The organism is Sphingomonas chungangi (assembly GCF_013778325.1).
In the GTDB taxonomy this organism is placed as follows: Bacteria; Pseudomonadota; Alphaproteobacteria; order Sphingomonadales; family Sphingomonadaceae; genus Solisphingomonas; species Solisphingomonas chungangi.
This window is the reverse complement of record NZ_JACEIB010000003.1, coordinates 510,719-534,554: the sequence shown is the minus strand read 5'-3', so window position 1 is coordinate 534,554 and position 23,836 is coordinate 510,719. Positions and strand designations below refer to the sequence as shown.

The 23,836-nt window shown below is 66.2% G+C and carries 19 protein-coding genes; 9 read left to right on the top strand and 10 right to left on the bottom strand.

Going from position 1 to position 23,836, the window contains the following annotated elements; all coding sequences use genetic code 11:
- Position 1 precedes the first annotated feature (1 nt).
- Positions 2 to 1,534 (top strand): acyl-CoA synthetase, encoded by a 1,533-nt coding sequence (locus tag HZF05_RS06810; protein ID WP_160363606.1) that lies wholly within the window; start codon positions 2 to 4, stop codon positions 1,532 to 1,534.
- A 9-nt stretch (positions 1,535 to 1,543) separates the two neighbouring features.
- Complete coding sequence (locus HZF05_RS06805) at positions 1,544 to 2,668, top strand: acyl-CoA dehydrogenase family protein (RefSeq protein WP_160363605.1); 1,125 nt, start codon at positions 1,544 to 1,546, stop codon at positions 2,666 to 2,668.
- Positions 2,669 to 2,672: 4 nt separating this feature from the next.
- Here HZF05_RS06805 and HZF05_RS06800 read toward each other — a convergent pair whose 3' ends face one another.
- The 5 genes from HZF05_RS06800 to HZF05_RS06780 form a co-directional block, all read right to left on the bottom strand.
- On the bottom strand, positions 2,673 to 3,731 hold the full coding sequence (locus HZF05_RS06800; protein ID WP_160363604.1) for an aldo/keto reductase: 1,059 nt from the start codon (positions 3,729 to 3,731) through the stop codon (positions 2,673 to 2,675).
- Between the two features lie 17 nt (positions 3,732 to 3,748).
- Entirely contained in the window at positions 3,749 to 5,953 is a 2,205-nt protein-coding gene (locus HZF05_RS06795) for a TonB-dependent receptor (RefSeq protein WP_160363603.1), read from the bottom strand.
- A 224-nt stretch (positions 5,954 to 6,177) separates the two neighbouring features.
- Complete coding sequence (locus HZF05_RS06790; RefSeq protein ID WP_160363602.1) at positions 6,178 to 8,007, bottom strand: N-acyl-D-amino-acid deacylase family protein; 1,830 nt, start codon at positions 8,005 to 8,007, stop codon at positions 6,178 to 6,180.
- Positions 8,008 to 8,040: 33 nt separating this feature from the next.
- Positions 8,041 to 9,204: a thiolase C-terminal domain-containing protein gene (locus tag HZF05_RS06785; RefSeq protein WP_160363601.1), complete on the bottom strand. Its 1,164-nt coding sequence runs from the start codon at positions 9,202 to 9,204 to the stop codon at positions 8,041 to 8,043.
- On the bottom strand, positions 9,201 to 9,599 hold the full coding sequence (locus HZF05_RS06780; protein WP_160363755.1) for a Zn-ribbon domain-containing OB-fold protein: 399 nt from the start codon (positions 9,597 to 9,599) through the stop codon (positions 9,201 to 9,203). The genes HZF05_RS06785 and HZF05_RS06780 overlap by 4 nt, the downstream gene beginning before the upstream one ends.
- A gap of 138 nt (positions 9,600 to 9,737) precedes the next feature.
- On the opposite strand from HZF05_RS06780, the gene HZF05_RS06775 reads away from it, so the two are divergent.
- The gene (locus HZF05_RS06775; RefSeq protein WP_160363600.1) at positions 9,738 to 11,339 is read left to right on the top strand and encodes a GMC family oxidoreductase; all 1,602 of its coding nucleotides are present in this window, start codon (positions 9,738 to 9,740) and stop codon (positions 11,337 to 11,339) included.
- 7 nt (positions 11,340 to 11,346) lie between these two features.
- Here HZF05_RS06775 and HZF05_RS06770 read toward each other — a convergent pair whose 3' ends face one another.
- The 5 genes from HZF05_RS06770 to HZF05_RS06750 form a co-directional block, all read right to left on the bottom strand.
- Entirely contained in the window at positions 11,347 to 11,775 is a 429-nt protein-coding gene (locus HZF05_RS06770; protein ID WP_160363599.1) for a lipocalin-like domain-containing protein, read from the bottom strand.
- Positions 11,772 to 12,971: an aromatic ring-hydroxylating oxygenase subunit alpha gene (locus tag HZF05_RS06765; RefSeq protein WP_160363598.1), complete on the bottom strand. Its 1,200-nt coding sequence runs from the start codon at positions 12,969 to 12,971 to the stop codon at positions 11,772 to 11,774. Before HZF05_RS06765 ends, HZF05_RS06770 begins: the two co-directional genes overlap by 4 nt.
- Positions 12,972 to 13,047: 76 nt before the next feature.
- Positions 13,048 to 13,671: a glutathione S-transferase family protein gene (locus tag HZF05_RS06760; RefSeq protein WP_160363597.1), complete on the bottom strand. Its 624-nt coding sequence runs from the start codon at positions 13,669 to 13,671 to the stop codon at positions 13,048 to 13,050.
- 24 nt (positions 13,672 to 13,695) lie between these two features.
- A complete protein-coding gene (locus HZF05_RS06755) occupies positions 13,696 to 15,195 on the bottom strand; it encodes a class I adenylate-forming enzyme family protein (RefSeq protein ID WP_160363596.1) in 1,500 nt (499 codons plus the stop codon).
- A gap of 76 nt (positions 15,196 to 15,271) precedes the next feature.
- The gene (locus tag HZF05_RS06750; RefSeq protein ID WP_160363595.1) at positions 15,272 to 15,886 is read right to left on the bottom strand and encodes a TetR/AcrR family transcriptional regulator; all 615 of its coding nucleotides are present in this window, start codon (positions 15,884 to 15,886) and stop codon (positions 15,272 to 15,274) included.
- A 123-nt stretch (positions 15,887 to 16,009) separates the two neighbouring features.
- On the opposite strand from HZF05_RS06750, the gene HZF05_RS06745 reads away from it, so the two are divergent.
- From HZF05_RS06745 to HZF05_RS06720, 6 genes are all read left to right on the top strand, one after another.
- Positions 16,010 to 17,485 (top strand): aldehyde dehydrogenase family protein, encoded by a 1,476-nt coding sequence (locus HZF05_RS06745; RefSeq protein WP_160363594.1) that lies wholly within the window; start codon positions 16,010 to 16,012, stop codon positions 17,483 to 17,485.
- 120 nt (positions 17,486 to 17,605) lie between these two features.
- The gene (locus HZF05_RS06740; protein ID WP_160363593.1) at positions 17,606 to 18,025 is read left to right on the top strand and encodes a GFA family protein; all 420 of its coding nucleotides are present in this window, start codon (positions 17,606 to 17,608) and stop codon (positions 18,023 to 18,025) included.
- 21 nt (positions 18,026 to 18,046) lie between these two features.
- Positions 18,047 to 20,365 carry a CaiB/BaiF CoA-transferase family protein gene (locus HZF05_RS06735; RefSeq protein ID WP_160363592.1) on the top strand — a complete coding sequence of 773 codons (2,319 nt, stop codon included), beginning with the start codon at positions 18,047 to 18,049 and terminating at the stop codon, positions 20,363 to 20,365.
- Positions 20,362 to 21,237 carry an alpha/beta fold hydrolase gene (locus HZF05_RS06730; RefSeq protein ID WP_160363591.1) on the top strand — a complete coding sequence of 292 codons (876 nt, stop codon included), beginning with the start codon at positions 20,362 to 20,364 and terminating at the stop codon, positions 21,235 to 21,237. The genes HZF05_RS06735 and HZF05_RS06730 overlap by 4 nt, the downstream gene beginning before the upstream one ends.
- Entirely contained in the window at positions 21,234 to 22,025 is a 792-nt protein-coding gene (locus HZF05_RS06725; RefSeq protein ID WP_246331650.1) for an SDR family NAD(P)-dependent oxidoreductase, read from the top strand. Before HZF05_RS06730 ends, HZF05_RS06725 begins: the two co-directional genes overlap by 4 nt.
- 19 nt (positions 22,026 to 22,044) lie before the next feature.
- Positions 22,045 to 23,544, top strand: coding sequence for a class I adenylate-forming enzyme family protein (locus HZF05_RS06720; protein WP_160363590.1), 1,500 nt, complete (start codon positions 22,045 to 22,047; stop codon positions 23,542 to 23,544).
- Positions 23,545 to 23,836: the final 292 nt, after the last annotated feature.

Genomic DNA, 23,836 nt, shown 5'->3' with positions numbered 1-23,836 from the left:
CATGTGCTGGCGTCATCCGAGCGAGGTCGCGCGCGACGCCCCCGATCGGATCGCCTATGTGATGGCGGCGACCGGGCGGATGATCAGCTATGCCAAACTCGACGCGCGCTCGAACCGTCTCGCTCAATTCTGGCGAACCGGAGGGTTGCAAGCCGGCGATGTCATCGCGCTGGTGGTCGAGAATCACGAGTGGGTGTTCCCGTTGGTCTGGTCGGCACAACGTTCCGGCCTGCTGTTCGTATCGCTGTCGACCAGCCTGGCCGCGGGCGATTTGGCCTACATCCTGCGAGACTGCGGCGCTGCCTTCGTCGTCTATTCGGAACGGACGGCCGAGCGGGTGGAGTCGGCGATGCGCGAGGCGCCCGGCACGACCGGGCTCCGGCTGGAGGGCACGGACGGCCTGATCGAGCGGATCGCTGCGCTGCCTGCCCACCCCGTTGCCGACGAAACGATGGGATCGGACATGCTCTATTCGTCCGGCACGACGGGGCGGCCGAAGGGCATTCGCCGCGTGATCGAGCCGGGCGCGCCGATCGACACCGCCACCGTGCTCGATACGCTCGTCGAGCGGCGCTACGGCTTCACCGCCGACACCCGCTATCTCTGCCCCGCTCCACTCTACCATGCGGCGCCGCTTCGCTGGTCGATGGCGGTGCTGCGTATCGGCGGGCTGGTGGTAGTGATGGACCGGTTCGACGCCGAGGCCGCGTTGGCGCTGATCGAGCGTCACCGGCTGAACGCAGCCCAGTGGGTGCCGACCCATTTCGTGCGTATGCTCAAGCTGCCCGAAGAGACACGCGCGACTTACGACGTCTCCTCGCTGCACATCGCGATCCACGCCGCAGCACCATGTCCGGTGCCGGTGAAGCAGGCGATGATCGACTGGTGGGGGCCGATCCTCAGCGAATATTATTCGGCGACCGAGGCGAACGGCTTCACCGCGATCGACAGCGCCGAATGGCTGGAGCGCCCCGGGTCGGTCGGGCGCGCATTGATCGGCACGATCCGCATCTGTGGCGAGGATGGCGAGGAGCTGCCGCCGCGTGAGGCCGGCGATATCTATTTCGAGAACGGCCAGCCGTTTTCCTATCACAATGATCCGGACAAAACGGCAGCCGCGACCAATGCCAGAGGCTGGACGACCCTCGGCGATGTCGGCTGGGTGGACGAGGCCGGCTATCTCTATCTGACGGACCGCCGCAATTTCATGATCATATCGGGCGGCGTGAACATCTATCCGCAGGAGATCGAGAATCTGCTGATCACCCACCCGGCGGTACGTGACGCCGCGGTGATCGGCATTCCCGATGCCGAGATGGGCGAGAGCGTCTGCGCCGTCGTCGAGCTGATGAATGGAGCCGAGGCGGGCGCGGAGCTGGCCGAGACGCTGCGGTCTTTCGCCCGCGAGAAGCTCGGCCCGATCAAGGCACCGCGCCGGGTCGATTTTGCCGAGAGCCTGCCGCGCGAGCCGACCGGCAAACTTTATAAGAGACTGCTTCGCGATCAGTATAGGGCTGAGGCCCAGGCCGGATAGGGACGAGAGATGGACTTCAGCTTCACCGACGAGCAGCGCCAGCTTCGCGACGGCGTGCGCGCCTTCCTCGCCCGGCGCTATCCGTTCGAGCAGCGTCGCATCGCGAGCCGGTCGAAAGCTGGATGGCGCCCGGAAATCTGGCAGGCGCTGGCCGAAGAACTCGGGGTTCTCGCGCTGCCGCTTCCCGTCGCGAAAGGCGGATTGGACGGCGATCCGGTAACGACGATGATCCTGATGGAGGAATTTGGCGAGGCGCTGCTGATCGAGCCGTTCCTCGAAACGGTGGTGATCGGCGGTGGCTTGCTCCGCGCGGCGGGGGGTGCGATGGCCGAAGCGGAATTGCGGGAAATCGCTGCGGGCCGATCGCGCCTCGCCTTCGCGTGGGCCGAGCCGGCATCGCGCTTCGCTTTCTCACCGGTATCCACGGTCGCGACGCTCGACGGTAAAGGCTGGCGGCTGGACGGCGTGAAATCCGTCGTCACGGCCGCACCCTGGGCGACGGGGTTGCTCATCACCGCGCGCACCGGCGAGAATGTCTCACTGTTCCTCGTCGATCCGCAGGCGGCCGGCGTCACGCTCTTTCCCTATCCCACCATAGACGGCCGCCGCGCGGCGGACATCCGGCTCGAAGGCGTAATCCTTTCCCGGGCGGCGCTGATCGGTCCGGAGGGGGGCGCGCTGCCCCTGATCGAGGCGGCGGGCGACGCAGGGATCGCCGCGGCCGGCGCGGAGGCGGTCGGCGTAATGCGCCGGCTGCTCGCCGACACCATCACCTACACGAAGCAACGCCGACAGTTCGGCCAGGCGATCGCCGACTTCCAGGTGCTCCAGCACCGCATGGTCGACATGTTCATGCAGATCGAGATGGCATCTTCGGCGGTGCTCCTCGCCACGTTGAAGCTCGGGGCGGACCCCGCCGAACGCGCCCGCGCCGCCTCTACAGCCAAGGTGACGGTGAGCCGCGCCAGTCGCTTCGTCGGCCAGAATGCGGTGCAGCTGCATGGCGGCATGGGCATGACCGACGAGCTCGCCATTGGCCATTATTTCAAGCGGGCGACGGCGATCGAGACCGAGTTCGGCACCGCCGACCACCATCTCGACCGCTTCGCCCGGCTGGGCCGGGCGGCCGCCTGATCGGTCAGCCGAAGGCGGGTGGGTCGAAGCCCTCGAAGCGCCCCATCGTCGCATCCAGCCGGCGCGGCAGGAAGAAGCTGTAGGGCGCCACCGCCTCAAGCCGCGACGCGAGATCGAGGCGCTCCAGCTGATCGGTGGAGAGCGCAAAGTCGCCCGCCGCGAGGTTGGCCGTGAGCTGCTCCAACTTCGTCGCGCCGACGATCACCGATGTCGAGCGGTAGCGGTGCATCGCCCAGTTCAGCGCGATCTCGGCGACGGTGCGGCCGGTTTCGTCGGCGATGGCGTGCAGCACGTCGAGGATCGCCCAGGTCTGGTCGCGTTCCAGCCGCCGGTGCTGGCTGGTGTCGACGCTCGCCAGCCGGCCGCCGTCAGGCGTCTCGCCGCGGCTATACTTGCCGCTCAGCACGCCGCCCGCGAGCGGGCTCCACGGGCACAGGCCCAGACCCGCCGCCGCCGCGAAGGGCAGATGCTCGCGCTCGATCACGCGTTCGATCAGCGAATATTCAAGCTGCAGCGCGATCGGCGCCGCCATGCCGTTGTGGCGTGCGCAATCGACGATCTGGGCAGCGAGCCAGGCCGGGACGTCGGAAAGGCCGTAATAGCGGATCTTGCCCTGCCGGATCAGCGCATCGAAGGTCTGCACGATCTCCTCAACCGGGGTCACTGTGTCCCAGGCGTGCATCCAGTAAAGATCGACATAATCCATGTGCAGCCGGCGCAGCGACGCTTCCAGCGCGCGAAACGCATTCTTGCGCCCGTTGCCCCGGCTGTTGATGTCGCCGGGCACGCCGCCGAAGGTATATTTGGTCGCCAGCACAACACCGTCGCGCACCCCCGATCCGGCCAGAGCGCGGCCGAGTACCTCCTCGCTCATGCCCGCGGTGTAGATGTCGGCGGTATCGATGAAGTTGCCGCCGGCATCGAGATAGGTGCGGATAAGCTCAACCGAAGTCGCCTCGTCGCAAGTCCAGCCCTTGCCCGATCCGAAGGTCATCGCGCCGAGGCAGAGCGGGCTCACCCGGAGACCGGAACGGCCCAGCGTGCGAAAGTCGTCGAGGGCCATTCCCGTCTCCCTGATGGTCAATAGTGAACGGTGAACGAAGCTCCCACCGATGCCGGTTCCCCATAGACCTGTTGAATGGCGAAGTCGCCGGGCAGCACCTGGATGCGATACTTGCTGTTGGTCACGTTGGTGCCGAAGACGTCGAAGCCGAAATGGCCATCGGGCGTGGTGTAACCGGCACGCAGGTTGAGCAGCGCGTAGCGCTTCTGGCTGAACCGCTCGGGTGAGTCGAAATAGAATTTCGAGGTATAGAAGAGGTTGGCATCGAGGTGGATGTCGCCCCAGCCGAACTTGTGTTTGTAGTCCGCCGAAGCGGTGCCGCTGAAGCGCGGCGAACGCGGCATGACGTTGCCGTCCACCGGCACGTTGGGATGGAGGAACAAGCCGTAGCTCGGGTTGGGCGTGTCGGTTCCCGGCAGGAATTTGTTGGTATCCTGCACATAGTCCACCGCGTCGCCGAACTGCTTGTACTGGGCGTGCGTGTAGGTGACGCCGAGGCTGAGGCTGAGATCGCGGGTCAGGTCGGCGCTGATCTGCGCGTCGCCGCCGTAGATCTCTGCCTTCTTGGCGTTGCGGTAGACGGCTGCCGAATTGACGTAGGCCGCGACCTGCAGATTCGAATATTTGTAGTAATAGGCCGAGGTGTCGAAGTGGAACGGCCCACGCGCAGTCTTGAAGCCGACTTCGTAGGCGTCGATCCCCTCCGGCTTGATCGGCACGGTGGAGAAGGCCGAAACCGGGATGAAGCCCGATTTATAGCCCTTGTTGTAGGAGAAATAGACGTTGGTCGCGCGGCCCAGTTCGTAGCGGACGTTGGCGCGCGGGGTGAGCTTGCGAAAGGTCTTGCTGCCCTCGCCGGCCAGGCCGCCGCAGGCGCTGCACAGGAACTGCCCTTGCGTCTTGTCGACGCTGTAGCGCAGGCCGCCGGTCAGGAAGAGATGATCGAGCACCTCGTAGGTCGCATCGGCGAAAGCGGCATAGGATTTGGTGCGCGAGATCGAGCGGAAATATTCGAACGGCGCACCGCCGCCGATGGTGACGATATAGCCGGGATACTGGTTCTTGTTGTGGTAATAATATAGACCCGTCACCCAGGTGAGCGGGCCGCCCTGCTTCGACGCGAGATTGAGCTCTTGCGTAAAGGTCTTGTCCCACACCCGCCAGCGGGGCGCCATGATCGGGGCGATCGTCCCATCGTAATCGCCGGCAAGGTTCGACTTGTCATTGCGATACTGGGTGTAGGAGGAAAGCGTCGCGAAGCCGAAATCGGCCTTGCCGGTCAGCGTGACAAGGTTGCTGTTGAGCGTGCTTTTGGCCGGAGCGCCGTTGGAGGTCTCCTTGGAGCCGGTGGCGATCGGCACACCCGGCGCCAGATATTGAGCCGAGGTCAATCCGTCATAGCTGCTCGTCAGGAACGGCGACGGGTCGTTGACTATGCTGTGCTGGTAGCCGAGCACGAAACTGACCGTGTCGCTGGGCTTGAACAGCAGCTTGGGATGGACCGTCCACTTGCGATATTGCGAGACCTTCTGCCCGGTATTGATATTGGTGATGTAGCCGTCGCCGCGTTCGTAGAACGCCGCGATATTGGCCGCGAACATGCCGCTGCCGGCCGACATGTAGGTGCTGGCATTGACCTTGTTGAAGCTAGAATAGCTGATCTTGGTGGTCATCGTCGGGTCGAAGGAGGGATCGCTGGTGGTGACGAGGATCGCGCCGCCGGTGGCGTTGCGACCGAACAGCGTCCCCTGGGGCCCCTTGAGCACCTGCACGCCGGTCACGCTCAGCAACTGGAAATCGGTGCCCAGCGGGTTGGGCACGTAGAAGCCGTCGACATAGACGGCGACGTTGGAATTGAGGCCGGGGCCGACCAGCGGACTGCCGACGCCGCGGATGGTCGGCTGCACATAGGGGCCGGAATAATCGAGGCGCAGGCCGGTGGCGGTCTGCGGCAGGTTGAGCACGGAGGCGACGCCCGAGGATTCGAGCTTCGCGGCCGACACCGAACTGACCGCGATCGGCACGTCGACCAGCCGCTCCGAGCGGCGCTGCGCGGTGACGACGATGTCCTGCGTGGTGGCTGGAGGCGGGGGCATCACAGCGGCCTGGCCCTGAGCGGCGTTGGCCGACTGGGCGAGCGCACTGCTTGTCGCTACCAGCCCGATGGCCAGTGCGGAAACCGACGCGGACAAGCGCACGGCTGTACGATCGGTCGTCGTCATCGGACTATCCCCTCCATCGGCGGCCGTCGTTCCGGCTCGCTCTGCTCCTCGCCACATGCCGGTCGGCGCCGGCTTTCTTCGATATCTAACAATCGTAGATTACGCGCGCAATTGGTTTCATCGAGCAATTAATCGCGTTCAGGAATGCTATGATGGGCGCGCGTTCCCGGTGCGCGACGGGGTGCCATCGCGCTGGGATCGATCATCGGTCCTTGTGCTGCGGCTCAGGCCGCCAGTGCCTCCGCCCGGAGCTTCGCCCTGGCGCCATCGTGGCGACGGCGGACAAGGCGGCCCGGATAGCTTCCGGTCGGCCCGTCGCCCCGGCGAGTGACCACGCCGGCGACGATTGTGAGATCGTAGCCGGTCGCGTCCTGCAGGAAACGCTTGGCATCGGCCGGCAAATCCTCGACCAGGCGCGGCTTGCCGATCGCGAGGCGCTCGAAATCGATGACGTTGATGTCGGCGCGGCGGCCGACCTCCAGCACGCCGCGATCGGCGAGCCCGTAAAGGTCGGCGGGATCGCGCGTCACCTTGCGGACCAGCGCTTCGACCGGGAAGGTGCGCCCCTTCTTCCTGTCCCGTCCCCAGTAGGAGAGCAGGAAGGTCGGGAAGCTCGCATCGCAGATGAACTGCACATGCGCGCCGCCATCACCCAGCCCCATCAGATACTGGGGATCGGCGATACAGGCTTCCTTCTTGCGCAGGTCGCCGTCGATATAGCCGGTCGAGAACCAGATCAGCACGCCGCGCCCCTCGTCGGCGATCAGCGCGTCGTAGCATATCTCCAGCGGGTCGCGGCCCTGCGCGCGACCCTGCGCGCCCATCGATTGCCCGAGATCGGGCTCGTAGTCGGTGTCGTTGAGGCTGTAGATGGCATCCATGTTCGCCTGCAGCGTGGCAAAGATATGCTTGAAGGGGTCGGCGGTCTGCGGGATCACGTCCGCCCCGCGGAGTATCGCCGTCTTCACCGCAGGCTCGCCCATCCGCTTGGCGCGCTCGGCCATGGGAAGCGCAGCGATCGCCATATAGCCCGGCCGCTGGGTGAATGGGTGGTAGCTGTCCAGCGTAATCAGCCCGCCCACCGGACGGGGCGAATATTGCGGGTGGATGTCCTCCCCAGCCTCGATCGCCTGCGCGATCACCCCTTTCGCCCTGGCATATTCGGCCTCGCCCAGCGCGATCCCTTCCGCGAAGGTGAAGGTGACGGGCTGGCCGGTCTTGCGGTGCAGGCGGCGCATCATCTCGATCTCGGCGGAGAGCGAATGTTTGTCGCGCAGATGGCCGATACCAGCCATGGTCTGTTCGCCAGCCTCGCCCTCGACGCCACCGGTGATGCCAGACGGGATCAGCTGCAGCACGCCGCCGCCGGCCTCGGCCATGGCGGCGGCGAGGACCTCCAGTTCCTCTTCGGCGGCCGTCGTGCCGGGCAGGATGCCGCCGTCGGATCCTCGATGCATGGTGACGCGCGAGGTGGCGAAGCCCACCGCGCCCGCCGCGATCGATGAGCGGACGATATCGGCCATCTCGTCCAGCTCGGCGGGGGTCGCGGGCTCGTCGGTCTCGGCGCGCTTGCCGAGTACGTAGGCACGCACCGCGCTGTGCGGCACGTGAGCGGCGATATCGAGCTTGAACTCGCGCCGCGCGATCGCGTCGAGATATTCGGGGAAGCTCTGCCAGTTCCACGGGATTCCGACGTGCAGCGCGGTGCCGGGAATGTCCTCGACACCCTCGGTCAGCGTGATCAGCCAGTCCTCGGTGCCCTGGCGCACCGGCGCAAAGCCGATGCCGCACGACCCGATGACGATGGTGGTGACGCCGTGCTGCGAGCTCGGCATCACGTCCGGGTCCCACGTCACCTGCCCGTCATAATGGGTATGCGGATCGATGAAGCCGGGCGTCACCAGTTTGCCGGTTGCGTCGTGGCTTTCCCTCGCCGGGCCGAGATCCCGGCCGATCTCCGCGATCTTGCCGTCGGTGATCGCCAGGTCAGCGACGAACGGCGCGCCGCCGTTGCCGTCGACGATCGTGCCGTTCTTCAGGATCATGTCGTACATCGCAAGCCTCTCCCAGGACTGCGGGCCGGGTTTCTACTCCTGGTCCGTCGAGAAAATCGCCGAGCTGACGAGCGGCGCGCCGGGGCCACCCGCGAGCAGGCAGTTGCGCGCGCCCGGCACCGGATTGGATGAGGTGCCGCGCAATTGCTCGATCGCCTCGATCGCCATGCCGATGCCGTGGATGAAGCCCTGGGCGAGATTGCCGCCGCCGGTGTTGACCGGCAGCTTGCCCGAGGGCGCGATGAGATTCTCGAAGCGCAGCACCTCGGACACGGTCTCCACCGTGCAGAAGCCGTGGTCGATCAGCGAGGCGATGCCCTGCTGCGCGAAATTCTCGTAGAGCTGGACGACATCGATGTCCTGCGGCCCGAGGCCGGTCTGCGCCCACAGCCGCCGCGCCACCGATTCGAAGCCGGCGGACGAGTAATTCGGCTCGTTCTGGCAGAGATCGCCCCAGCCCTTGCCCGCGCCCTGCGCCACGCCGCGCAGATAGACCGGCTTCTGCTTCAGGTCCTTCGCGCAATCGGCCGAGGTCATGATCAACACGCCGGCGCCGTCATTCTCCCGCGAGCAATCGAACAGGTGGAACGGCTCGGAGATCAGGCGCGAGCTGCGATAGACCTCGACGTCCAAGTCCTTGCCGTAGGTGACCGCCTTTGGATTGCGCGAGCCGTGATAATAAGAGGCGCGGACGAGATCCTCGACGCACTGCGCCGGCACGCCGTCATGCTCCATCATTCGCTGCGCGCGCATAGCGCATTCGAGCGCAGGGGCGACGAGGCCCGTGCCGATCAGATGGTCGTTCAGGTGATGCGCCATCACCGCACCCGAGAGGCGACCGCTATTGCCCTGCACCAGCGCGCGGAACACCGCGACCGTGCTGGCCTGCCCCGTCATGATCGCCGCCGCCGCGAGGCCGAAGGCACCGGCAATCCCTCCGCCGCCACCGCCCCAGATCTGGCTGGACCAGCACAGATCCTTCGTGCCGAGATCTTTCATCAGTCGGGTCGGCTCGTTATGGTCGTCCCCGTAGGAGACAAAGCCGTCGATGTCGGCGGGGTCGATGTCGGCATCCGCGCAGGCATCGACGATCGCGCCGACCAGCACACCCTGTTCGGGCAGCGGCGCGGTGCCGCGCTTGTATTGGCGCACGCCGATGCCGGCGACGGCGGTGGTCACGGGAAAGCGCGCGCTCATGCCGCCACCGCCGACCAGCGAATCATCGGGACGTCGCGACCCCAGACATGGCTGGAAGCGATCGCCCCCGTCATCTTCGTGCCGATCTTCGGCGTTTCGGTATCGGCGGCGAGGCCGAGCAAGCGGATACCGCCGGCCTCCGGCAGCTCGACGAGCACGGAGACATAGGGCGTACCGAGATTTTCGGTTCCGTCGAAGGGCTGCCAGGTGCGCGTCCAGCTGTAGAGGTCGCCCTCGATCGGGGTCGCCACCCACTCGAAATACCAGCTTCCGCAGTCCGCGCAGCGGAACGGCGCCGGCCAGTGCCAGTGGCCGCAGTCGGCACAACGCGGCAGCTTCAGCTCGCCAGCGGAGAGGGCGTCCCAATAGGGCCCGTCGGCACCCAATCCCTTCATCCAAACTCCTCTCAGGCGTCTAGCGCCTTGCCCTCAGTCTAATGGAATTAGATTTTTCGATCAAGGAGTGGCCCATGGCTTGCGAGGAGTCAATCGCTCGATTAACCCTGCCTTTAAAGCGGAGAGGGAGAGCCGGACATGGCCGCGGAAAGCTACGACTATATCATCGTCGGCGCGGGCGCGTCGGGCTGCGTACTGGCCTATCGGCTTTCGGCCGATCCGAAAAATAAGGTGCTGCTGATCGAGGCCGGCGGGCCGGACAGGAACCCCTTCATCCACATGCCCAAGGGCATCGCCAAGGCGATGGCGGCGCCCGGCCTGATCTGGCCCTTTATGACCAAGTCGGCGCCCTACACCAACAATCTCGAGGAGATGTGGGCACGTGGCAAGACGTTGGGCGGATCGAGCGCGGTCAACGGCATGATGTACGTGCGCGGCCAGGCCGCCGACTATGACGCGATGGCGGCCACCACCAGCGCCAACTGGAGCTGGGAGAAGATCGGCCGGGCCTACAAGGAATTGGAGAATCACGAGCTGGGCGCGGCCGAGACGCGCGGCGATTCCGGCCCGCTCCACATCACCATGCCGGACAATCGCGACGACCTCACCGAGGCGACGATCGAGGCAGCGGTTGCGATGGGGATGACGCGCAAGGAGGACGTCAACGATCCGGCCGACGACGAGCGCTGCGGCTGGGCGCCGCGCACCGTCTACAAGGGCCGGCGCGAGAGTGCGGCGGTGGCCTTCCTCAATCCGATCAAGGGCCGGCCCAACCTCACCATCGTCACCGGCGTGACGGTCGACAAGGTGACGATCGACGGCAAGCGCGCGACCGGCGTGAGCGGCGCGCGCGATGGCTCGCCCGTCAGCTTCAACGCGAGCAAGGAGGTGCTGCTCAGCGCCGGCGCATTGGCGTCGCCCGCGATCCTGCAGCGATCCGGCATCGGCCCGGCCGATCACCTGCGCGCGATCGGCGTGCCGCTGGTGCAGGAAAGCCCGCGCCTCGGCTACAACCTGCGCGAGCATCGCGCGCTCGTCATGCAGTTCCGCACGGACGACAAGGTCTCGCAGAACCGCCAGTATCGCGGCGCCCGGCTGGTCAAGAACGTCGCGGAATATTATCTCACCCGGCGCGGCGCGATGTCGTCCGCCACCTACGAGGCCGGCGCCTGGTTCAAGACGAAGAAGGGCCTCGACCGGCCCGACGCGCAATTCCTGATCGCGCCCTACAGCTTCGATTTCCCAAACGTCGTGCAGGTGGAGCCGGTCGGCGGCATGCACTTATGCCTCTACATCCTGCGTCCGGAATCAACCGGCACGGTGATGGCACGCTCATCCGATCCGCGCGCCCTGCCCGAGATCGTGCCGAATTATCACCTGGACGAGGGCGACCGGCAAAAGATGGTCGACCTGATGCACTATGCCCGCGAGATGATGGCGACCGCGCCGGTCGGCCCGCTGATCAAGGGTGAGACGCGCCCGAGCCGGGATTTCGCCAGCGACGACCAGATCATCGCCGCCTATGACGCGATGGGCAACGGCGCCTATCACGCCTCCGGCAGCGTCGAGGCCGGCGCGGACGAGAGCAAGCCGCTCGATCCGCGTCTGCGCGTACGGGGCATCGAGGGATTGCGCGTGGTCGACACCTCGATCCTGCCGTTCATCGTCGCGGGAAACACCAACGGCCCGGCGATGGTTACCGCCTGGCGCGCCGCCGACCTGATCCTCGAGGACGCCTAGGCCGGCGTCAGCCCAGGCGGTTCCAGATCAGCTCGTCGTGCGAACGGTGGCCATCGCCGGTCGTGTGGGCGGCGGTACGCAGCAACATCCGGTCCGGCGTCTCGAAGCTGACGTAGCGGACCAGCGGGGTGCCGATCAGCTGGGGGATCGCGCACATGTCGAGATGGTGGGTGACGGTATCGCCCTCCAGCGTCCATGGCCCGGAATAGGACAAGAAGGTGGACCAGTGCGCCGCCGCCTCGCCGCGCTGCCAGCCGAGGCTCATCAGGAAGGCGGACATCACGCCTGAGGCGTCGTAGATCAGCCGCCCTTTAGCGCCCGAGCCCATCGGCTCGCGGTGGAAGGCGCCATCGCGGAAGCGGCGCAGGATCTCGAGTTCCCAGCCGCCGAGCAGCCGTTCCCGGCTGACCGCGATCGCCGCCGTGTCCACATTCATGCCGCCGCTCCCTGGCCGAGGATCTCGTCGAGGAGGTCGTGATAGACGATCATCGCCGTCTCTAGCCCACCAAGATACACGTCCGGCGCCGCACCTGATGAGAGGCCGACCTGGCATTCGGCCGAGGCGAAGAAATCCTCCGGGAACGCCTGTCCGTCGGTGAGATCGAGCGAGCGTTGCCACTTGTCGCGCAATTTCTCGTCATCGGCAGGATCGCGGTTGGTCAGCATGAAATTGTCGACCAGAGTCCGCGCCGGCCCCTGGGGCGAGAAGACCAGCAAATTGACATAATCCTGGCTGACGATCAGCGCGCAATTGGGCACCAGCGTGTATACGAAAGTGACGGCGCGACGGATCAGGTCGATCGAATGCGCTCGCTCCTCGGCCAGAACACGGGTGAATTTCGGCCGGCCCGAGGTCTGGCGCAGATGCGAGCCGAGCCGGTCGACCTGCGTCACCGTATCCTCGAACCGGTTGCCCAGCGTGTTCGCGTGCAGACGGATGACGTGATAGCCTTCGAGGAAGGTATCGAGGATCAGCTTCCAATTGCCCGCTACGTCGTGCCGGCGATGCGCGAACAAATACATGTCGGCGACGCCCAGCGCATCGAGATCGGAGATCAGTTCGTCCGAGACATGCGAGAAATCATCATCGGCATCCTTGTCGATCTTCACCCAGATGATGCCGCCGCGCTCCTCGCTCTTCAGCTCGACGAGGCCGAGCGCCTGCTTGTCCAGCGGCTCGAACACCTCCTCGCGGGGAACGCCGCGCAGCTTGCCGGCGAGATCGTAGCTCCAGGCATGATAGGGGCAGACGAACAGGCCGGCCTTCTTCGCATCCTCGTCCTGCACCAGCCGCGATCCGCGGTGACGGCAGGCGTTGAGGAACGCGTGCGCCTCGCCCTGCTTGTCGCGCGTCACGATGATCGGCACGCCATAGCCGTTGCGGCAGACGTAGGTGCCGGGCGCCAGCATCGCCGAGGGCGCGATCGCCAGCGGCAGACGGCGGAAGGCGCGCTCCTGCTCCAGCCGGTAGCGTTCCTCGCCGAAATAGATTTCGGAGCTCAATCTGCGGGTCACGGCCGGGAAGTTGGGCTTGGCATTGTCGGGCAGCTTGCGCACCGCCTCGATCTGCCCGGCGCTAGGCGGCCCCTCGCCCGGGCGGCCCGGCTCGATCGCCTTGCTCATCACGTTCATGGCAGCACCTGTTATCTATTATTGTTAGATTAAATTGCGCTTCCCGCACGTACGAGTCAAGCCAAGGGTCTGGAGGTCAGACTGCGTTCCCGGCCGCCTTCATCGCCCGTCTGTAGGCTGGGCGTTCGGCGATACGATCGAGCCAGGCGGTGATGTGCGGGCGCGTCGAGAGGTCGATCGGGAACATCCCGCGCATCGTGCCGAGCGGGAAGTGGAGCATGATGTCGGCGGCCGTCAGGTCGGCGCCCGCGACGTAGGGCGACACGCCGAGCCTGCTGTCGAGCAGATTGATGCTGCGATCCATGCGCGCCCGGAAATGGGTGAGCAAAGGATGCCCGGTGTCGCGCAGCTGCAGCTCCATGAAGCCCAGCATGGTGGCCGGCATCAGCGTGCCGTTGGCGTAATGGAACCAGAAGAGATAGTCCGCATATCCGGGCGTGCCCGGCGCGTGGCGCAGCCGCCCCTCGCCATAGGTCTCCAAGACATATTCGGCGATCGCCCCGGATTCGGCGAGCACGAGATCGCCGTCGCGGATCACCGGCGCGAAGCCGAGGGGGTGGACCTCCGCCAACTCGGGCGGCGCCAGCATCGTCACGGAATCGCGGGCGTAGGCCTTGAGCGCGTAGGGGAGGCCCAGTTCCTCCATCAGCCAGATGATCCGCTCGGACTGCGACATATTCAGGTGATGGATCTCGATCATCGCAATCTTTCCCCTTCCGGAGTGTCAGCGCACCTTCACCAGCATCGTCTCCGCGTCGGCATAGCGCGCCTTCAATTCGCGCTTGGAAAGCTTGCCCGTGGCGAGGCGCGGCAACGGCTCCTCCTGCACCACCACGTACCGGGGCACCTTGTAGTCGGCGAGGTGGGCGTTGCAGTGTTCGATCACCTGCGGGATCTGCAGGCCCGAGGTGCTGCGGATCACCGCCATCACCGTCTCGCCGAAGCGCTCGTCCCGGGTGCCGATCACCGCCACCTCGTCGACACCCGGCATGGCGCCGATCACCGCCTCGATATCGAGCGGCCAGATGTTGAGCCCGCCCGAGATGATCATGTCCTTGAGCCGGTCGATGATCTGCATGTTGCCCTGCTCGTCGGCAACGGCGACGTCTCCGGTGCGCAGCCAGCCGTTCGTGAAGGCGGCGGCGGTCGCCTCGGGCGCATTCCAATACCCCTTCATCACCGCCGGCCCGCGCACCCAGATTTCGCCCGGCTCGCCCGGCGGACAATCCTTGCCGTCCGGATCGACGACGCGATGTTGCGTGAAGATCCCGCCGCGCCCGCATTGCTCGGGATGATCGAGCGCGCCCTCCTTCGACATGATGCTGGTGTTGCCGCCACCTTCGGTGAGGCCGTAGAGTTGACGGACGACGACGCCCTTCTCCAGCCATGCCTTTTGCAGCTCGATCGGCACGCGCGCGCCGCCCACCGCCGAAAGCTGAATGTGTGACAGTTCGGCATCCGCAAAGCGCGGCGACTGCGCGATCCATTCGAGGAAGGTCGGCACGCCGCAGAGGATTTCCATCTTCTCCTCGATCAGCAGGTCGAGCGTGCGCTCGACGTTGAATTCGGGTTCGATGAAGGCGGTCATGCCGAGATTCATGAAATGGAGCAGCTGGACTGTGCCGCCGCCGGTATAGAGCGGCGGGATGTTCAGCGACTTCGCGCCGACCCGGTAGACCGGCCAGTTGAGCATCGATTCATGCGCGTAGGCGATGGTCGTGCGGTGCGTGAACATCACGCCCTTGGGCTTGGCGGTCGATCCGCTGGTGTAGGCGATGACGATCGTGGCGTCGGGATCGTGGACATAGTCGATCGCGACGTCCTCGCCGTGCCGCAGCTTCGCGATGTCCGAGAGCGGCAGCACCGTCGCGTCCACGTCGGTTAGCCGCCCGCCCCGCGCCTCGTCGGTGAAGACGATCTTCGGCTGGCAATCCTGCGCGACCGAAGCCACCTCGGCCGCCTGATAGCGATAGTTGAGCGGCACCAGAATGGCGCCAGCCTTGATGATGCCGAAGGCGGCGATGCACCATTCGAGCGCGTTGGAAGCGAAGATGCCGACGCGGTCGCCGGGCTCGATGCCGCGCCGGCGAAGATCGGCGGCGACGCGATCGGTCCAGCAATGCACCTCGGCAAAACTCACGGGTTCGCCCGCGAAGACGATCGCTCGCGCCTCGGGCTGCTCGGCCGCCCACCAGCGGATTACCTCGCCGACAATGCCTGTCATCGCTCTCTCCTCGCAGCTAGCTCAAAACCTTACTGCGATAGATATTCCGGCAACCGCGATGGATTCAAGTGCGCGATTAGGACTCGATCGGCATCCCGTTCAGAAAGGCGCGCAGAGCCTGCACGAAGGTCTCTTCTTCGTCGAAGGGATGCGCCTCCACTGCAGCGAATATATAGGGGTACCGCTCGGCATTGATCTCGCCGTAGGGCGGTACGCCGCGTGCTCGGGCCGAGGCTGCGAACAGAGCCGATCCGTAAGTGAACTTCTCCGATCCTTCGAGGATCGTGATGTGCCAGCGCGCTGGCACGCCGCACACATCCAGCACATGCATCCAATGCTCGTAGGCGCCCATCAGCAGCGTGCGCGGGAAGAATTGCAGCAGCAGCGGCGCGGCATGCGGGTGGCGCAGGACGGAGCGCCAGCTCGCCGTGCTGATCCGCACGATCTCCTCGCGCCAGTCCAGACCCTCCTTGATCTTGGGAAGCGTGCCCTCGATCAGCAGCAGGCGCGAGACTTCCGAAAGCAGTTCGTCCTTGCTCTCGAAATGATGGTAAAGGGAAGGTGCGCGGACGCCGAGGCGCTGGGCGACGCGGCCGAGGCCGAAGTTCGCGAGGCCATCCTGCTCGATCGTGTCGAGCGCGGCGGCAGAGGCGTTCTGGCGGGAGATGATCGGCTTGGTCGGTCTCGGCATGGCATGAGCTAACCCGAGGCCGCGCCTCGACAAAGCAAATTCTTGGACTTGGGTGTGCCCATCCACCTTGCCGCTGCGCCTTCGCCTAACTATCGTAGGTTTAACTGACCGATGGAGAGCCTCATGCGGGAATCGCTGCAATTCTATATCGACGGTGCGTGGGTAGAGCCCGCAGCCCCGAAGCGCTGGGAGGTGATCAACCCCGCCACGGAACAGCCGGCCGGTGTGATCGCGCTCGGCGACCAGACGGATGTCGATCGCGCCGTGGCGGCGGCCAAGAAGGCTTTCCGCAGCTTCAGCCGTACCTCGCGTCAGGAGCGGATCGAGATGTTCGAATCGATCATCGCCGCCTACCGTCCGCGCCGCAAGGATCTCGCCGAGGCGATCACCGACGAGATGGGCGCCCCCGCCGAGATCGCCGAGAACCTCCATGCGCTGATCGGCCAGATCCACCTCAAGACGGCGATGACCGTGCTCAAGGACTACAAGTTCGAGCAGCAGCGCGGGACGACCTGGCTGATGCACGAGCCGATCGGCGTCTGCGCGCTGATCACGCCGTGGAACTGGCCGATCAACCAGATCGCGGCCAAGGTTTCGCCGGCGCTCGCCTGCGGCTGCACGATGGTGCTGAAGGCGTCCGAATATTCGCCCTTCTCCGCGCAGATCTGGACGGAGATCATGCACGCTGCCGGCGTTCCGGCCGGCGTGTTCAACATGGTGCATGGCGATGGTCCGACGGTGGGCGCAGCGCTCAGCAGCCATCCCGACATCGACATGGTATCCTTCACCGGATCGACCCGCGCGGGAATCGAGGTGGCGCGCAACGCCGCCCCGACGATAAAGCGCGTGCATCAGGAACTGGGTGGCAAATCCGCCAACATCATCCTGGCGGACGCCGACATCGCCGCCGCCGTCACCGCGGGCGTGAAGTCGGTCGCGCACAACAGCGGCCAGTCCTGCAACGCGCCGACGCGGATGCTCGTGCCGGCCTCCAAGATGGCCGAGGCGATCGTCGCCGCCCGTGCCGCCGCCGAAGGCATCATGGTCGGCGATCCCAAGGCGGGCGTCGAGGTTGGACCGGTGGTCTCGAAGGTCCAGTTCGACAAGATCCAGGGCCTGATCGAGAAAGGCATGGCGGAGGGCGCGACGCTCGTCGCCGGAGGGCCGGGTCGGCCGGACGGGATCGACAAGGGCTATTTCGTCCGCCCCACCGTCTTCGCCGACGTGAAGAACGACATGACAATCGCGCGCGAGGAGATTTTCGGGCCGGTGCTCTCGATCCTCGGCTATGCGGATATCGAGGACGCGCTGGAGATCGCCAACGACACGCCCTACGGCCTCGCCGGCTACATCCAGGGCACCGATCCCGAGGTGATCGCCGAGGTCGCCTCGCGGATGCGCGCCGGCCAGATCATCATCAATCAGGCGCATCCCGATCCGATGGCGCCGTTCGGCGGCTACAAGCAGTCCGGCAACGGCCGCGAATGGGGCGATCATGCCTTCGAGGGCTTCCTGGAGGTGAAGGCGATGCTCGGCCACCCGCCGCGCGGCACGCAGGAAGCGGTGGCGCGCACCGAGGCACTCGAACCCGCCAAGTGACATCCGACGCCGGCCTCGCGCGATGCGGAGCCGGCGCTTTTCCCTTCCAATCCCGTTTACAAAGCGCGATCGTCCCCGCATAAGCGGATATCGGTTCATCAATCGATTAAGGACATAAGCGTGGGCGAGGAAGCGATCGAAGGCGGCTGCAACTGCGGCAAAGTGCGCTACACGCTCGAGTCGCCGCCGCTCGCGGTGGCCGTCTGCCATTGCACGCGTTGCCGTCGCCAATCGGGCAGCGCCTTCTCGGTCAACCTCGTGATGAAGGCCAGGCACGTCCGCATCGAGGGCGAGCTTTCCGCCTACGACGATCCCGAGACCGACAGCGGTCAGCCGGTGAAGCGCGAATTCTGCGGCAGCTGCGGCTCGCCGATCCGCTCGACGCCCTCCGCGCAGCCCGCGCTGGTGGCGATCAAGGCGGGAACACTTGACGATCCCGCGCGCTTCGCGCCCGGCCTCCACCTCTATACCTGCTCGGCGTTGCCTTGGGCCGACATCCCCGAAGCGTTGCCGCGTTTCGAACGCGGGCCGACGGCCTGACGGTTGGAAGACGCAACGGCCATGCCCACCCGGATCGATCGTCCGCTCGCCGGCATCCGCGTCGTCGATTGCGTCTCCGGGCCGCTGGCGCCGATCACCCGCACCCTGGCGGAGCTCGGCGCACGGGTCGATCGGCTGGTAGATGAAACTTCGCTCGATCCGATCGACGATATCGTCGCCAATACCGGCAAGATTCGCCACGCCACTCCTTGCGACAGGGCGACGCTGGATGGGCTGATCGCCGACGCGCATATCGTGGTGGACGATAATGGGCGCGATCCGGCGCCATTTCTCGACGGCAACCCGGCGCTGGTCTGGATGAGCGTCAGCCCGTTCGGCGCGGGCAACCCCTATAGCGGCTGGCAGGCGACCGATCCCGTGTTCCACGCGCTTTCGAGCGAGCTCGCGCGATCGGGCATCCGCGGCCACGCGCCCCTGCTGCCGCCTGGCGAACTGGCTTTCCAGTGCGCCGGCACGCAGGGTGCCTATCTTCTCGTCGCCGCGCTCTACCGCGCACTGCGCACCGGCGAGGGCGAACATCTCGATTTCTCGGCACTGGACGGCGCGGTGCAGGCGCTCGATCCCGGCTTCGGCATCAGCGGCAGCGCCACCATGGGACGCCCGGCGCGCGCGCTGAACCGCGACCGGCCGGTCAAGGGCATACAATATCCGATCCTGCCCTGTGCCGACGGGCATGTCCGCATCTGCCTGCTCGCGCCCCGGCAATGGCGCGGCATGTTCCGGTGGATGGGCGAACCGGAGGCCTTCGCCGCGCCCGAATTCGACCAGATCGTCACCCGCTACAAGTCGCACGGGCTGCTGCCCGCCATCACCGCGCATTTCGCCGGCAAGACGAGGGAGATGCTCGAGCGCGAGGGCCAGGCCCATGGTGTGCCGATCGCCGGCCTGCTCTCGCTGGGCGAGTTCATGGCTTCCGATCATGCGCGGGCACGGCGCGCGCTCACCGAGGTCCCGGGGCCGGATGGCGCGCCAGTCACCGTGCCCAATGGCATGCTGGTGGTGAATGGCCAGCGCATGGGCGTTCCGGGCGACATTTCCGATGAAGATGCCACCGTGCGCGCCGGTGCGGAGGCGATCGATCGCCCGTTCGATGGCCTACGCGTGCTCGATCTCGGCGTGATCGTCGTAGGGGCGGAGGCCGGCCGCCTGTTCGCGGACGGCGGAGCCGACGTTGTGAAGGTGGAGAGCCGCGCCTTCCCGGACGGCAATCGTCAATCCTATCTTCCCTACAGTCTTTCCGTCAGCTTCGCCGCCGGTCACCGCAACAAGCGCAGCCTGGGCATCGATCTGCGATCCGAGGGCGGACGGGCGGTCTTCCTCAAGCTCGCGGCAACGGCGGACGTCATCCTTTCGAACTTCAAGCCGGGCACGCTGGAATCGCTCGGCATCGGCCATGAGGTGATCGCCCGGACCAATCCCGGGATCGTCATGGTCGACAGCTCGGCCTTCGGTGCGGACGGCCCGTGGAGCAAGCGGCTCGGCTACGGCCCGCTGGTCCGCGCGTCGACCGGACTTACCGAGCTGTGGCGCTATCCCGACGATCCCGAAAGCTTCAGCGATTCGGTGACCATCTATCCGGATCATGTCGCCGGGCGGGTAAGCGCGATCGGCGCGGTTGCCCTGCTGATCCGTCGCCTGCGCACGGGTGTCGGCGGCACGGCAAGCGTCGCGCAGGCCGAGGTGATGCTGGCGCATGCCGGTGCGGCTGCCGCGCGCGTTTCGCGCGGCGAGCCTCTTGCCAAGCCGCGCGACGTGCCATGGGGCGTCTTCGCCGCCGCTGGCGAGGACGATTTCGCGGTGATCACGGTGCGCGGCCAGGCCGACTGGAAGGCGCTCTGCGGTGCGATCGGCCATGACGAATGGCTGACCGATCCCGAGTTCGCCACCGCCGAAGGGCGGCGCGCGCACCGCATGCGGATCGATGAAGGCGTCGCCGCGTGGTGCGCCCCACGCGCACCTGCGGAAATCGCCGAAACATTGCAGGCAGCCGGCGTGCCCTCCGCACCGATGCTGCGCGTGGGCGATCTGCTCGACTTCGGCTATTTCACGGAGCGTGGCTTGTTTCGCTGCGAGAGCCACCCGTTCCTCGATGAGGAAGTCGTATCGGAACGCCACCAGTATCGCTCGACGCGCCATACCGAGCCCGCCCAGCGCCCCGCCCCGCTCGCCGGCGAACAGAGCATCGAGATCGTTCGCGAATGGATCGGGATGGACGAAGCAGACGCTGCCGCGTTGGCGGAATCCGGCGTCCTGGAACCGACACAGCCCGCGGTGTATGCGCTGATCGAGAAGACCCGCGCCAAGGCCGCAGTCGCATGACCGATGGCACGATCCGCACGGTCGACGTCGTCGCGGCGGACGGCGTGCGTCTGACGGCCGACGTCGGCGGGCCGGAGAGCGCGCCAGCAGTCATCCTGCTCCACGGCGGCGGCCAGACCCGGCACAGCTGGTCGGGTGCGGTGCGCACACTCATCGACGCCGGCTACCGGGTGATCAACTTCGACGCGCGGGGCCATGGCGACAGCGCCTGGTCCAGCGCCGGCGCGTACGATCTGGACGATCGCGCCGCCGATCTCAAGGCGATCGCGGCGCTGGCCGGGGACCGCTTCGTGCTGGTCGGCGCGTCGCTGGGCGGCGCCACGGCGATCCATGCCGTGGCGCAGGGCCTGCGCCCTCGGGCGATCGTGCTGGTCGACATCGTGCCTCATCCGGAACGCCAGGGGATCGACCGGATCGTCGGCTTCATGCGCCGATATCCGCAGGGCTTCGGGTCGATAGACGAAGCGGCGGACGCGGTCGCCGCCTACAATCCCGATCGCCCTCGCCCGCGTGACTCAATCGGCCTGCGCCGCAACCTGCGAGACAGCGAAGACGGACGATTGCGTTGGCACTGGGACCCGCGGATAGTCGAATCCGAGCCGGAGAAGCATCACGCCGTCGTCCAGCAATCGACGCTGGCGCTCGCGGCGCTAGAGCACCTTCCGGTGCTGCTGGTGCGCGGTTTGCACAGCGACGTGGTGAGCGATTCGGGCGTCGTGCGTTTCGCCGGGATGGTGCCGCGCCTCGATGTCGTCGATGTCGCGCAGGCCGGACACATGCTGGTCGGTGATCGCAACGATCATTTCAACGCCGCCATCGTCGCCTATCTCCACCGGCACTCGCCGCTCGAGACAGGGGGAGACCCCATATGAGCCTGCCCGACATGATCGGCTCAGCGCAGACCAGCGATCGCCTGAAGGGCCGCGTCGCGCTGGTGACGGGCTCTGGCTCCGGCCTCGGCCGGGGCTTCGCTCTGACGCTCGCGAACGCCGGCGCATCGGTGCTGGTGACGGGGCGCCGCGAGGCGGCGCTTGCCGATACTGTGGCGGCGATCGAAGAGGCCGGTGGTTGCGCCAGGGCATATGCGCTCGACGTCTGCGACGCAGCTGCCATCCCTGGTGCCTTCGACGCCGCCGAGGCGGCGTTCGGACTGGTCGACACGGTGGTCAACAATGCTGGCATCCCGGATGCCGGCCATGCGACGCGGCTCGCGCTCGAAAAGATCGACGCCGTGATCGGCACCAATTTCCGCGCCCCGTTCCTGGTTGCAACCGAGGCCGCGCGACGGCTCATCGCAGCGAAGCGGCGCGGCTGGATCGTCAATCTCGCTTCGATCGGCATCGCCCATTACACCGCAAGCACCTCGGCGGCGCTCTATTGCGCTACCAAGTCCGGCATCGCGCGGCTGACCGAGACGCTGGCGATCGAATGGGCGCCCTACGGCATCAATGTCAACGCCATCGCACCCGGCTTCTTCGCCTCCGAGATGACCGACGGGATGATCGAGCGCGTCGGCGATGGCATTACCCGATCTTTCCCGCGCGGCCGCATCGGCCAGCCGGGCGACCTCGATTCCACCCTGCTCTATCTCGTCGATCCTGCCTCGCACTTCGTGACGGGCACCTGCATCACGGTCGACGACGCGCAGGTAAGCCGCTGATCTTTCAGGAGACACCGTCATGCCGCAGACCATTCCGAGCGCTCTCGCCTGGTGGGCCCGGATGCGCCCGGACCAGCCCGCGCTGGTGGTGGGCGAGGACCGGCTGACCTTTCGTGAGCTCCACGCCTGGTCCGAGCGGATCGCGGCGCGGTTGATCGCGGACGGCATCGAGCCTGGCGACCGGGTCGGCATCTGTGCGACCAACAGTCCTACCTATTGCGCGCTGCTGATGGGCATCATCCGGGCCGGCGGCATCTGCAACCCGATCAACTTCCGCTATACGACGCGCGAGATCGCCGACCTCGTCGAGACGACCGAGCCGCGCTTCGTATTCGCGCTGCCCGACTACGAGGAGAAAGTGCGCGCCGCGGGCATGGACGTGCGACAGATCGCCGACATCACCGCGCTGCGCGAGGGTGAGGCCGCGGTGGTGGCGCACGACCCCCTGCCGGACGATCCGATTGTCATCATCGCCACCAGCGGATCGACGGCCAAGCCCAAGGGCGTCGTCTTCACCAACCGCTCGATGACCGCCTACGCCGCCGCCTGGGCAGCCGAGGAGCCCGCCGCCTCGCCCGGATCGCGGATCATCTCGCTGGCGCCGCTCAACACCTCGGCAGGCTTCGTCCAGTTCATGCATTATTCGACGCTGGGCTGCACCTGCCACATGCTCAACAGCTTCGTGCCGGAGGAGGCGCTGCGCATCCTCGTGGACGAGCGGATCAACCTGTTCGGCGCGGTGCCCGTCTTCTTCGAGGCGATCGCGCAATGCCCGGGCTTCGCGGATGCCGATCTTTCCGCAATCCGCATGGCGACGGTGGGCGGTGCGCGAGTCAGCCGGGCGCTGCAGGAGACCTATGCCGCCAAAGGCATCGTGCTGCGCCAGATCTACGGCCAGACCGAGATCGGCGGCAACGCCACCATCATGCCCGAGCATCTCGCCATGGTTGCGCCCGAGAAATGCGGCTGGGGCGGCATCTTCATGGACGTCAAGGTGGTGCGGCCGGACGGCAGCCGCTGCAATCCGGGCGAGACCGGCGAGATCCTGATGCGGTCGCCCGGCATGATGCAGGGCTATTGGCGCAACCCGGAAGAGACTGCCAAGGCGATCCGCGACGGCTGGCTCTGTTCGGGCGACATCGGCGTGATGGACGAGCACGGCCTGCTGACTTTTGTCGATCGGCTCAAGGACCTGATCATTTCGGGCGGGCTGAACATTTCGGCCGCCGAGGTGGAGCGGGTGGTGAGCGAGTTCCCCGGCATCGTCGAAGTGCTGGCGATCGCCGCCCCCGACCCCAAGTTCACCGAGACGCCGATGATCGTCTATCACGGCCCCGTCGAAGTCGACGTCGTCGCGCTGATCGCGCATTGCGAGACGCAACTCTCCAACTACAAGGTGCCACGCTACGTCGCCTATTCGGCCGACCCGCTGCCCCGCGTCGCCACCGGCAAGCTTTCGAAACCAGCGGTTCGCGCACGTTACGCCGAAGCCCACAAGACACTACCACGCGTGCGCTGAACCATAACCCTCCCGCCAGGCGATGTCGGGCGGCTGGTCTGACGGAGGAGGCCTTTCGAGGCTGCATCGCCACCCGCCACCTCCGACGCCTTGCGGGCGGTGCCTCCACCTTGCGAAGTGAGGGTTTTTGGCGTCCCCGATCACGGCAATTCTCGACACATCCCGAAAAAAACGCGGAAATGAGCCGGTTCCCGACGTGACTCGCCTTGACACAAGCCGAGCAAGCGGTGAGAGACGAAGTTCAATTTAATCAATCGTTGAATTGATTCTGCCGCAGAGACGGCGTGTTGGG